This window comes from Merdimmobilis hominis (assembly GCF_016901855.1).
Classification (GTDB): Bacteria; Bacillota; Clostridia; order Oscillospirales; family Ruminococcaceae; genus Paludihabitans.
The window spans coordinates 156,298-168,766 of record NZ_JACJKY010000004.1 but is presented as its reverse complement, the minus strand read 5'-3'; the positions used below and the strand labels follow the sequence as shown (position 1 = coordinate 168,766).

9 protein-coding genes are annotated in these 12,469 nt (G+C 50.1%); 4 read left to right on the top strand and 5 right to left on the bottom strand.

The genetic code is table 11. The features are described from left to right. Positions 1–133: 133 nt before the first annotated feature. From H6A12_RS03990 to H6A12_RS03970, 5 genes are all read right to left on the bottom strand, one after another. Complete coding sequence (locus tag H6A12_RS03990) at positions 134–862, bottom strand: hypothetical protein (RefSeq protein ID WP_204444993.1); 729 nt, start codon at positions 860–862, stop codon at positions 134–136. Between the two features lie 72 nt (positions 863–934). Next, positions 935–2,401, bottom strand: a complete 1,467-nt coding sequence (locus tag H6A12_RS03985) for a TasA family protein (RefSeq protein WP_204444990.1) — start codon at positions 2,399–2,401, stop codon at positions 935–937. A gap of 183 nt (positions 2,402–2,584) precedes the next feature. Further along, a complete protein-coding gene (locus H6A12_RS03980) occupies positions 2,585–3,364 on the bottom strand; it encodes an alpha/beta hydrolase (protein WP_204444988.1) in 780 nt (259 codons plus the stop codon). A 35-nt stretch (positions 3,365–3,399) separates the two neighbouring features. Then, positions 3,400–3,939: a hypothetical protein gene (locus H6A12_RS03975; protein WP_204444986.1), complete on the bottom strand. Its 540-nt coding sequence runs from the start codon at positions 3,937–3,939 to the stop codon at positions 3,400–3,402. A 191-nt stretch (positions 3,940–4,130) separates the two neighbouring features. Next, entirely contained in the window at positions 4,131–6,713 is a 2,583-nt protein-coding gene (locus H6A12_RS03970; protein WP_204444983.1) for a glycoside hydrolase family 3 N-terminal domain-containing protein, read from the bottom strand. Positions 6,714–6,926: 213 nt separating this feature from the next. Here H6A12_RS03970 and H6A12_RS03965 point away from each other — a divergent pair, with 213 nt between their 5' ends. From H6A12_RS03965 to H6A12_RS03950, 4 genes are read left to right on the top strand one after another with little or no spacing between them, the layout of a single operon-like run. Next, positions 6,927–8,318 carry a polysaccharide biosynthesis C-terminal domain-containing protein gene (locus tag H6A12_RS03965; RefSeq protein WP_204444981.1) on the top strand — a complete coding sequence of 464 codons (1,392 nt, stop codon included), beginning with the start codon at positions 6,927–6,929 and terminating at the stop codon, positions 8,316–8,318. A 25-nt stretch (positions 8,319–8,343) separates the two neighbouring features. Beyond that, the gene (locus tag H6A12_RS03960) at positions 8,344–9,798 is read left to right on the top strand and encodes a nicotinate phosphoribosyltransferase (RefSeq protein ID WP_204444979.1); all 1,455 of its coding nucleotides are present in this window, start codon (positions 8,344–8,346) and stop codon (positions 9,796–9,798) included. A 21-nt stretch (positions 9,799–9,819) separates the two neighbouring features. Beyond that, positions 9,820–11,562 (top strand): DUF4838 domain-containing protein, encoded by a 1,743-nt coding sequence (locus H6A12_RS03955; protein ID WP_204444977.1) that lies wholly within the window; start codon positions 9,820–9,822, stop codon positions 11,560–11,562. Continuing rightward, positions 11,559–12,464 carry a radical SAM protein gene (locus tag H6A12_RS03950; protein WP_204444974.1) on the top strand — a complete coding sequence of 302 codons (906 nt, stop codon included), beginning with the start codon at positions 11,559–11,561 and terminating at the stop codon, positions 12,462–12,464. The genes H6A12_RS03955 and H6A12_RS03950 overlap by 4 nt, the downstream gene beginning before the upstream one ends. Positions 12,465–12,469: the final 5 nt, after the last annotated feature.

The following is a 12,469-nucleotide window of genomic DNA, read 5'->3' as shown; positions in this document are numbered from 1 at the left end:
TGTGATAGCATGTCTATAGGTATAGCGAGCATCGGATTGAGATACCACAATCTGAAAAGAAGTTAAATACAAAGCAGTTGGGGCACCTTCCTTACGGAGGGTGCCCCAATGAAGCGTTCTTTTTTATCAGTGATTAGTTTACTTTGCAGAACGTTTTGTTTGTCTCTCCATAGGAGAATTCATCATCTGTTGCAAACTGTTTTACGTTGTAAGTCATGAGATAACGCAGATGAACCTGTCCATCTGCATGGCGTGTAACTTTGACAGTCAAGGTGCCGTTCTCATCGAACGAATAGCTGTCAACGGTTACTTTGGACGCATCAGAAGAAATGATTTCTACATCAGTAAAGTCTTTGACATCGTTATAATTACGGATTCTCTGACCTTTGCTGTCATGGTCAAATACGATTGTTGTTGATTCGCCTGCTTCAAGGTCGTGTGTTGCACTGTAACCGCCAATGGACACACCATAGAATTTTGCATCAACCTGTGCAACCTGTACGTCGTCTGCATCTTTATATGTCAGTGTGTAGGTAGAAACACCCGATGCAATGCTTGTGCCGATGCTCAGATATTTTCCTTCTGATATGCTGATCAGCTGTGCCGGACCGTCTTTTAATTCAATTTCAAGACTTTCTGCGCCTTCCACAAATGCAACCAGATTCAATCCACCCCAAGAGCCCTGATCCAGTACAAGACCATTTTCAAGTGTCAGGCCGTGAATCATTCTTCTTGCATAGTAGCTGTTTGTTTCTGTGGAAGAAGAAAGCAAACCAGCATCTTTGAGAATCTGTGCTTTTTCTTCGTCTGTCTCAGCTGTTTCATAATCTTGAGCTTTTTCGCCGAGTACGTCTTTGATCATATCTTCGGTTACAACAGCGCCTTCTTCGTTATCATATGTTGCATCTTCGTCTTTGCAGGAGCAGGAAATGGATTAGTTTTTCTCAACTGTCCAGTAATAATATACGGTGCCGTCCGGATCGTCTACCCAGTGCGCCGGTGTTTGGGTTTCGGCATCATAACGAACATATGCTTTTCTGCTGGTCATTTCGCATTCGTCACCCTGAACCAGCTGGTATCCTTCCGGAATTTTGCTGTTGATTTTGCTGCCAACGTTATACCATGTGCCGCCGGTTACCTCAAGCGGTGCATTGTTATAAAATACTTCGTCAATCGTTGTGCTGTCACAGAATGTACGGCCATTCTCGTCCATATACGGGCAGTCAAAGAAGCCTCCGGTAACGCGTTCGATTCCGTTTTTGTTATAGTTGCGGAACGCAACCGAAGATCCCTGGAAATAGCCGCCCGAAATCAGTTTTACAACTGCATTGGAGCCGTTATAAAGACCGCATGCGCCTGTAATGGACGAGGCATATACATCTGCATGTCCTGCATAGCTGCCGCCTGCGATTTCCTCGATCACGCCATTGCTTCCAACATACTCGCCATCCTGCCAAGTGCCTGTTCCATTGTTGATGGCATCACTTGTGACTGATGTAATATTGCAGTTGAGCAAGCCGATGTTTGCGCGGTTTTCAAGACCATAGCCGGACTCTGCAACGATGGTGCCGTTTGTGAGGCTCTCAATTGTACCGAGATTTCTGATTCCGTAACCGGAAATCGTTTTTCCGCCCAAATCAATCGAAACAGTAACACCCTCCGGAACAACTGCCCGAGATGTCAACACGATATCCTTTCCCAGTGTAATCTCGCCGCCTTTTTGCAATGCAGCTGTGAATTCTTCTGCCGTATTTACAACACCTTCAAATGTTGCATTCTTGTCGTAATCGCTCGACTCAAAGCCGTCTTTTTCAACGGTTGCCTGTTTTGCACGCAGATAGATATCGAATGTAACTTTTGCACCCTGATAATCGTTATTTGCGTCCTCTTTCATTTTAATCACGACAGAGAACTCTTGGGTGTTATTTCTGTCTTCTGCTTTCAGCTGACCGCTGGTTACAACGCCGTTGTTCAAAGCAGACAGTTTTGCCGGTGTGCCTGTTACTTCGTTCGCATTGACATCGAGCACATAGACGTCGAGCACATCTGCGATATTGACATTGTTTGTGCCGCCTTCGGATTTGATGTTCTGGAACGAAAGCTCCCAGTCAAATGCCAGAGAACCTGCGTTTGTAACTTTAAAATCATAGCCAAACGATTTACCCGGCTCCCATTTCACATCGTTGAACAGTGCTTTGCTGTCCACTTTTTTGTAATTTTCGGCGGTCGTTTCCGTCAATCCGCGGTAATCGAATTGAACATCCAAATTGCCCGCCTGAATGACGTTGTCTTTGTTTGTTACACTGTCTGTAAACCATGCAAACGTTGTACCCAGAAGCATTACAACGCAAAGCATCATCGAAACAGCGCTCAGCCAAAGACTTTTCTTTGTTGTTTTCATTGCTTTTTCCTCCATTTTTATTTGATTTCAGTACAGTTTTTGTACTATGTGTTCATTATAGCACGCAAAACTAGTAAAATCAAGAATAACATTTTACAATATTAGTGTACAGACTTGAAAAATTATCCATGATTCAACACAAAAAAGCCTGAAAGAAACTCGTTCTCTCAGGCTTTTCTTTGTTTATCGTTCAATCGGAAGCCAACGCAGTACCGTCTGGATTTTTTCATCCCAGTAATTCCACGCATGATCGCCGGCAGACTCCTCGTAGGTCAGGTCATAGCCGAGCGACAGCAGATGATCGCGCATGCGCACGTTCTGCTCGTATAAAAAGTCCTCCGTGCCGCACCACTGATACATCTTCGGCAGCGGCTTTCCGGACGCTTTCAATCGTTCTGCTGCGGCAAACAGATCATTTTCACTGCCCTTGACCTGATCGGCAGGACCGAAAATCTGCTGCCAGATCGGATTGTCGCTGTTTTTGCGGCAGGTATCGACCACATCCAGCCCGCCCGAAAGCGATGCCACCGCACCAAACGATTCCGATGCACAAAGTCCAAGCTTAAACGCGCCGTAGCCGCCCATCGAAAGACCTGCCGCAAAGTTGTCCTCGCGTTTGTCGGACATGTTCGCAAAAAAGCTGCGGCATTTTCTCGGCAGCTCCTCACTGATAAACGTCCAGTAACGGTTGCCCTGCGCCATATCGGTATACCACGCAAGGTGCACCGTCGGCATAACGACCGCGATGCCCAATTCGCTCACATACCGCTCAATCGAAGTACGCCGCTGCCAGATGGTATGATCGTCGCTCATGCCGTGGAGCAGGTAAAGCGTCTTATACGGTTTTCCGCTTGCAACACCTTTCATACCGATCTGCGCCGTTGTCTGTTCGGGCAGAATCACGTCCATCGACATGCACATCGACAGCGCTTCCGAGAAAAAGTTTACATGAAACAGTGCCATTTTAAAAAACATCCCCTTATAGTTTTTCTATGGCACTATTCTACCATACCCGCAAGCAGTTTTTCAACCGAACCATCCAGCAATTCCGTATCATACGAAACAAGATGCACCACATAGCTGTTGTCAAACTGCGACACGTTCACCGCCACACCGCGCGGCAGTTCGCTTTCGTCAAACTCGATCTTCTTGACCGCATTGTTTCCGGCATAGACGATGTGGACAGCATCCGAGACTCCCACATATCCGTCCGCGTCCTCAAACCACCCGATGCCCGCCCACAAATCCTCGGGAGCGGCTGTTTCCACGTTATCCGCCGTCCAGAATCCGAGCGCATTTTTCTTTAGATGCAGCAGCATCGGTCTGCTGCCTTCATCGTTTGTCTCCGTACGGATCACCTTGTACTCCCCGTTTACATCATCCCATGCGTGGGTGATCGTCTGCACGCAGGAAGCGTTTGTTCTTCCGCCCGCAAGCGAAATCGCAATCGAATCGCTCACCGACGCAAAAATCCACCACAGCACAAGCAAAAACACCAGCACGACACCCGCAATGACCAACACTTTTTTCTTTGTCATGACCATTCCTCCGTTTCATTAAAAAAGGGCGCACGAATCGTACGCCCCTCTTTTTTTCTGTCTGTATTTCCCGGAAAACCGCTCCGGTGCTGTATCGGACAGCTTTCTGATTCGAGTATACCAAATCCTGTATCAAAAAGCAAGTCATTCCCGAAGCTTTTTTAAATGGATGACAAAAAGTGATTTCCCGATTATTCCTCGACTGCAAAATCCGCCGAAAGCAGAATCTCGCCGGCGTTTCTGCCGATCATTGCCGTGAAAGTACCCGGCTCGACTTCCCATTCGTAATTGCGGTTTAAGATGCACAGCTCTTTTGGCGTGAGCGTCATGGTAACCGTTTTCTGCTCACCCGCCAAAAGCGATACGCGCGCAAAGCCTTTTAATTCCATAATCGGCTGAACAACGGAGGTGTAGTGATCGTCCACATACAGCTGAACGATCTCGTCGCCTGCGCGGTCGCCTGTGTTTTTGACATCGACGCTGACCGTGAGTGTGCCGTCTTTTTTGATCGTATCCGCAGAAAGCCGCAGGTTTTCATACGCAAAGCTTGTGTACGACAGACCGTAGCCGAACGGATACAGCGGGTTCCAGTCCATTTCGACATATTTTCTGCCGCCCGCCGGTTTGCGTGCATAGTGGCACGGAATCTGGCCGACGGTGCGCGGATACGAAAGCGTCAGTCTGCCTGACGGGTTTACGTCGCCGAAGAGCACCTGTGCGGCTGCCAGTCCGCCTTTTTCACCGTTGAAGCCCGCCTGTACGATTGCCGGCAGATGCTCCTGCTCCCATGTGCACGAAACGGGACGTCCGGTATTCATGACAAGCACGACCGGTGTGCCGGTTTCATAGACGGCTTTCAAGAAGTCGAGCTGTTTGCCCGGCAGGTCAAACGATGTGCGGTCGAAGTTTTCGCCGCTTGTTTCGGTCGAATCGCCGAGTGCAACGATTGCGACATCGCTCTCTTTTGCGAGTGCAACGGCACGGTCAATCGTTTCCTCGCCGTCATCGACGCCGAAGATCACGCGCACACCGCGTGCATCATTTCGAAATTCGACGCGGATGCGATATTCACGGAAGCTGTCAAAATGGAACGGCACCATCTGGTTTGCGTCCTTTTCCTCCCAGCCGTCTACGATCAGTTCATCGTCGATATACAGCCGCATGCTGTCCGGGCTCGAAAGGCCGACACGACCATCGAATGTTTTTCCAAGATGCAGCGTACCTGTCCAGCGCACACAGAACTGTTTCGAATCGATCACATCGTGCGGTTTATGGTAGATCCAGTTGAAGTTGATCTGCGGGTCAAGGCGTGTGAGCACCGGTTCGCCCGAGAAGTCCGGGCCGTTAAAATATTCGCCGGTGAAGCCATAGTCGATATCGCGGATGCCGGCAGCTTCGTTGGGCACTGCGTGCATCCACCAGCGCTCGACCGGTTTGATCTCAGCGCCTAAGATGTTGCAGCCCTTATCATACACCACTTCGGTGTTCTCACCGACCAGCTGACGCACGCCGTCGAGCAGACTTACCGTTTTGTAATCCGGTTCGACGCAGTAGTCGCCCATGACGGCACGATCCGCATTCGGACCTAAGACTGCGATCTTTTTCACGTCTTTCGAAAGCGGCAGAATGCCGTCATTTTTTAAAAGCACGACGCTCTTTTGTGCGATCTCAAGTGCTTTTTGCTGGTGTGCTTCGCTGTGGATGACGTTTGCTTCGTTTTCTTCGTCCACATACGGGTTTTCAAACAGTCCGAGCATGAATTTGCAGCGCAGCATACGCGAAACGGACGTATCGATATCGTCCATCGTGATTTCGCCGCTTTCGAGCATTTCTTTCATCAAACGGCGGTAGTCCTCGTGCGAATAGTCGGCAAACTGCACGTCGACACCGGCTTTCACCGAGTTTTTAAGCGCCTCTTTCGGCGTTGCAGCGTTGTGGTGTGCGGTATGCTGCATGATGATTGCCGTCATGTCCGCGCGGACAAAGCCCGGCATACCCCATTTGTCACGGAGCACTTCGGTCAAAATCTCGTGATCGGCAATGACCGGGAATCCGTCAATCGAGTTATACGATGCCATGACGTTTGTCGCACCGCCCTCGACGACTGCCGATTCGAACACCGGCATACAATAGGAAAACACGTCATGGCGGCCCATAGTGGTCGGCGCACAGTTTAAGCCGCCGATCGGGTTGCCGTAGCCGGTATAGTGTTTAAGCTCCGACAGCACGGCATCCGGTGCAGACACGTCGCCGTCTTTCTGCAAGCCTTTGACAACAGCAGTACCAAGTTTTGTGCTCAAATAGACATCCTCGCCGTATGTTTCCTCGGTTCTTCCCCAGCGCGGGTCACGTGCCAAGTCGAGCACCGGCGCAAACACTTCGCAGATGCCCTTTGCACGGGATTCTTCTGCGATGGCACGTCCCATGTCGTATGCAAGTTCGGGCGAAAACGTGCTTGCCAGTGTAATCTGCTGCGGGAAAATCGTTGCATCCGAACGATGCAGGCCGTGCAGCGCTTCCTCGTGGATAAAATACGGAATGCCTAAGCGTGTGTGCTCAACGGCATAGCGCTGCAACGCGTTGTGCACGCGGGAATCCGATTTGCGTTTTTCCATTTTCTCTTTGCACTCACTGCGCAGCGGTTCTTCGATTTTCTCCCAGTCAATCGTCGAAAAATCCTGATCAATCTGATCGAGCTTTTCGTCTAATGTCATGCGGGAAAGAAGATCACGGATACGCGCTTCAATCGGTGCGTTTTTGTCTTTGTAAAGCATAGAAATACTCCTTTCTGTCTGTTTCGTGCCTGCACACGACTTTGTTACTGCAAGTATAGCACGCCTTTTTTATTTTGCAACTGTTTTTTCGTCAAATTTCGTATGAGTTTTCTTGCTTCCTCTTTCTTTTTATTAAGGAGATGTGGTATAATCAAACAAAAGAAATGCACAAAATAATGGAAACGCATTCTGCGTTTTGACAGGAGGAGTATTGTGGACAAATATAAACGCCTTGCCTCAAATACTGTGATTTTCGCAATCGGTACATTCAGCTCAAAGTTTTTGGTCTTTCTGCTGATGCCGCTTTATACATGGGCGCTGTCGCCTGCTGAATATTCCGTCACCGACTTGATTGTCCAATGCGGCAACCTGCTCTTGCCGCTTGTCACACTCGGAATCGTCAATGCGATCATCCGGTTTGGCCTTGATAAATCCGTGCGCAAAAGTGAAGTCCTCACAAACGGATTTTTAACGCTGTTTATCGGCTTTATCCTGCTTTTGTGCTTTGCGCCGCTCATTTCGATGGTCAAAACCATCGCAGGCCACACATTGCTTGTCTATATTTTCATACTGACTTCGTCGCTTCGGTCGATCTGCTCGCAGTTTGTGCGTGCAAGAGGACTCGTCAAGCTCTTTGCGTTCGACGGCATTTTAAGCACGATCACCACGATTTTATTCAACATTTTATTCCTTGTCGTGTTTAAATTCGGCGTCATCGGCTATATTATGGCGATCGTCTGCTCTGATCTTCTGTCCTCGGTTTTCTTGTTCTTCATCGCAAGTCTGTGGCGCTATGTAAACTTTAAACACATCAATCTTCCGCTGTGGAAAGAGATGATCCTTTATTCTCTGCCGCTCATTCCGAACATGCTCTGCTGGTGGATCACAAACGTATCCGACCGTTTCATTGTATCGTATATGCTCGGCAACGAAGCAAACGGCTTATATGCGGTGTCCTATAAGCTGCCGACCATCATCAGCGTATGCTCAAGCATTTTCATCAGCGCATGGCAGATTTCCGCCATCACCGAGGAAAAAGGCCGCAACCGCTTTTTCTCAAAGATCTTTAAATCGTACAGTGCGCTCATTTTCATGGCAGGCGCGGCGCTTATCCCGTTTTCAAAGCTCGCCGTCATCCTTTTAGCACAGGACAGCTACTACGGTGCTTGGGCATACATCCCGTTTTTGGTGCTGGCAACCGTTTTTAACTGCTTCGGCGCATTTGCAGGCAGTGTGTATACCGTCGAGAAAAAGAGTATTTTCTCGTTCTTGACGATCTCTGTTGGCGCTGTCATCAACGTCGTTTTGAACCTCATCCTGATTCCTGTCTGGGGTGTAAACGGTGCGGCATTCGCAACGTTCTTCTGCTACTTTGTGGTGTTTATCCTGCGTGTCATCACTGCGCGCAAATTCATCAAAATGCGCGTCTATCCCATGCGCACAACGATCAATACCGTCATTCTTTTGATTCAAAGCCTTGTCATGATTTTTGAAGTTCCCGGCTGGATGTTCATTGAAGCTGTTCTGGTGATCGGGCTTTTGATCTTCAATTTAAAACCAATCATTCAGATTCTTTTGACGATTCTCAAGCGCAAAAAACGCTGAGAAACGGTTTAGGAGGTTTTTCTTCATGGATGCATATACCGAACGAAATTATACACTGCTGTGCGACTTTTACGAGCTCACGATGGGAAACGCCTATCTTGAGAGCGGCCGCAGCGGTGACACGGCCTATTTTGACCTGTTTTTCCGCACCGTTCCGGACAATGGCGGCTTCGCGATTGCGGCAGGTCTTGAACAGGTGATCGATTATATCAAATCCCTGCATTTCACCGCAGAGGATATCGAATACCTGCGTCAAAAGCAGCTTTTCTCGGAGGATTTTCTCTCGCTTTTAAAAGATTTCCGCTTCACGGGTGATCTTTACGCGGTACCGGAAGGCACACCGATTTTCCCGCATGAACCGATCCTTACTGTCTGTGCACCCGTCATCGAAGCACAGATCGTCGAAACGTTTCTGCTTCTTTCCATCAACCACCAGTCGCTGATTGCCACAAAAGCAAACCGTATTGTCCGTGCCGCAAAGGGCCGTCCTGTTTCCGAATTCGGCTCCCGCCGGGCACAGGGTGCTGACGGCGCGGTTTTAGGTGCGCGTGCGGCATATATTGCAGGCTGTTCTTCTACCGCCTGCGCGCTGTCCGACCGTGCCTACAGCGTTCCGGCCGGCGGCACAATGGCACATTCGTGGGTGCAGATGTTCGACAGCGAATACGACGCATTCGTCACCTACTGCCGCACCTATCCGCACCAGGCAACACTCTTGGTCGACACATACAACGTCTTAAAAAGCGGTGTACCGAACGCGATTCGTGCATTCAAAGAAGTACTGCTGCCGCAGGGCATCACCTCGTGTGCCATCCGCATCGACTCAGGCGACATCACCTATTTATCACGCAAGGCACGCAAAATGCTCGACGACGCGGGACTGCCGTTTTGCAAAATCGTTGCGTCAAACTCGCTCGACGAATATATCATCGAAACACTCATCGAACAGGGTGCGAAAATCGACGCGTTCGGCGTCGGTGAACGGCTTATCACCTCAAAGAGCGCACCGGTGTTCGGCGGCGTTTACAAATTAAGCGCTGTAAAGCCGGCCGGCAGTGACGAAATCATTCCGAAAATCAAAGTGAGCGAAAATACCGCCAAAATCACAAACCCGCACTTTAAAAAGGTGTATCGCCTGTTTGAAAAAGAAACCGGCAAGGCGATCGCCGATCTTCTGTGTGTACACGACGAAGTGATCGACGAAACACAGCCGCTCGAGCTGTTTGACCCGGACGCCACCTGGAAACGCAAAACAGTGACCGACTTTATCGCAAAAGAACTGCTCGTTCCCGTGTTTTTAAACGGCGAATGTGTGTATGAGTCGCCCGACATCGAAACAATCCGCAATTACTGCGCCGAACAGATCGAAACACTCTGGGACGAAGTCAAGCGTTTTGAAAATCCGCACACCTATTATGTCGACCTCTCGCAGAAGCTTTATGACATCAAGCACGATCTTTTGAAAAAAGCACGTGCATAACAGAAAGAAGGCACATCAGCTATGAAACTATCGGAAAACGGACGCGCATGCGCATCCATCCAGATTGCGCCGGATGCAAGCGAGCCGGTTCGGTATGCCGCACAGGAGCTTGCGCACTTTTTGTCGCAGATCTGCGGCGACACTTTCCCGGTTTCCACCGGTCATATGGAAAAAACGGAACCTGAGATTTTGGTCGGCACAAGCCCGCGCACCGATGCACTGGACATCACCGGCGAAATCCTCGCACTCGGTCAAGAGGGCACGCTCATCCGTGTGGTGGATGACAACTTGGTGCTGGGCGGAAACGGCCGCGGCGCGCTCTACTGCGTCTATTCATTTTTAGAGGACTGTTTGGGCGTCCGGTTCTTTACACCAAATGACACCTATGTACCCGAACAGCCGACCATGGAAATCGCCGATCACACCGACTGCACGTATCATCCGGTGCTTGAGTACCGCGATCCGCATATAGGCGAAATGATGCACTATCCTGATTTTGCAGTGCGCCGGCGGGCAAACGGATGGTCTGTCCCGTTTGAAGCACAGCATGGCGGCAGTGTTCGTTATGCAGACGGCTTTTTTGTCCACACAGTGACAAAACTTCTGCCGCCCGATCAGTATTTCGACGAACATCCTGAATATTACGCCCTGCGTGACGGTGAGCGCCTGCGTGAAAAAACACAGCTGTGTCTCTCCAATCCGGAAGTGGTATCGCTGGTGATCGAGCGCGTAAAAGGAGAACTGCGCCGTCAGCCGGATGCGACAATTTTCTCCGTTTCGCAGGACGATAACTATAACGTCTGCACTTGCGACAAGTGCCGCGCGATCGACGAAGAAGAAGGCAGCCATGCCGGCACAATGATCCGGTTTGTAAACCAGGTCGCAGAAGCCATCGAAGAGGAATTCCCGAACGTCGTCATCGACACACTCGCATATCAGTTCACCCGCACGCCGCCGAAGAAGACAAAGCCGCGCAAAAATGTGTGTGTACGTCTTTGCACGATCGAATGCTGCTTTATCCATCCGCTGCGGGAGTGCCGCACCGATGATCCGGACGCACCGATGCCAAACGGCGAAGTGAGCCTTGCAGAGGACATCATCGGCTGGAGCAAAATCTGCGACCGGCTGTACATCTGGGACTATGTGACGAACTTCTCGCACTACTGGATGCCGCACCCGAACTTCCATGTACTCGCAGACAACATCCGCTTTTTTGTGGAGCACGGCGCCAAAGGCATTTTTGAACAGGGATGCCCTGCACCAAACGGCGGCGAAATGACCAATCTGCGTGCATACATCATTTCAAAATGTCTGTGGAATCCGAATACCGACGAGCAGAAAACGGCAGACGAATTCCTCACCTATTTATACGGTCCGGCCGCACCGCTCATGAAAGAATACATGGAAACGGTTTATCATGCGGCGCTCGATAAGGGCTGTCATCTCTACTGCTTCAACCACCCGGACAAACCGTGGCACACCATGGAACTGGTCGAACAGTGTGAATCGCTGTTTAACCGTATGGAAGATACTGCATCTTCCCCGGCAATCCTGTGGCGCATCCGCCGGGAGCGTATGGCGGTGCGGTACTTACGCATTCTGCTGACCGAAAAAGGCAGTGATGCGCGCGCACAGCTCCTTGACGCGTTTGAACGCGATGTCAAAACATACGGTGTGGACCAGCTGTGGGAACACGGCACAATGGAATTCTGCCTGGATGTCCTGCGCGGAAACAAAGAACCGGGATACTGGTGGGGCAAATGACCGACGCCTACCGTCGCTGCACGCTGTGTCCGCGGATGTGCGGCGTTGACCGAACTGCCGGACAAATGGGTGTATGCGGTATGACCGATACGCTGATGGTTGGACGGGCGGCGCTTCACTTCTGGGAAGAACCGTGCTTAAGCGGCAGCCGCGGCTCGGGAACGGTGTTTTTTTCAGGCTGCAATCTGCGGTGCGTATTCTGCCAGAATTACGCATTAAGCACCGTCCATGACGGTGTTGCAATCACAGCTGAGCGGCTCGGCGAAATCTTTTTGGAACTCGAAGCCCAGGGTGCGCATAATGTAAATCTCGTGACACCAACGCATTATGTCCCGCATATCATCAAAGCAATTAACTATGCGTATTCTCATCACATTTCTATCCCGTTTGTATATAACTGTGGCGGATATGAATCCGTCGAAACGCTCAAAATGCTCGACGGGCTCATCGACATCTATCTCCCCGACTGCAAATACGATCATCCGGACTATGCCGCCCGCTATTCGAGTGCACGGGATTATCCGGAAGTGGCACGTGCGGCAATCGCGGAGATGGTACGCCAATGCACCCCAATCGAATGGGATAACGACGGAATGATGCGCCGCGGCGTGATTGTGCGGCATTTGATGCTGCCGGGACGAATGAGCGAAACAAAGGAGATTCTCCGCGATCTTTATGATGCGTACGGCGACCAAATTTTTATAAGCCTTATGAATCAGTACACACCGCTTCCGCATTGCAGTGCCTTTCCCGAGCTTTGTCGGACGATCACGGCAGAGGAATACGATGAAGCCGTTTCGTTTGCACAGCGCATCGGCATTCAAAACGCATTCATCCAGGAAGGCGGCACGCAAAAAGAAAGCTTTATCCCGTTATTTGACGGTACAGGCTGTGTGAAATAAAAAAG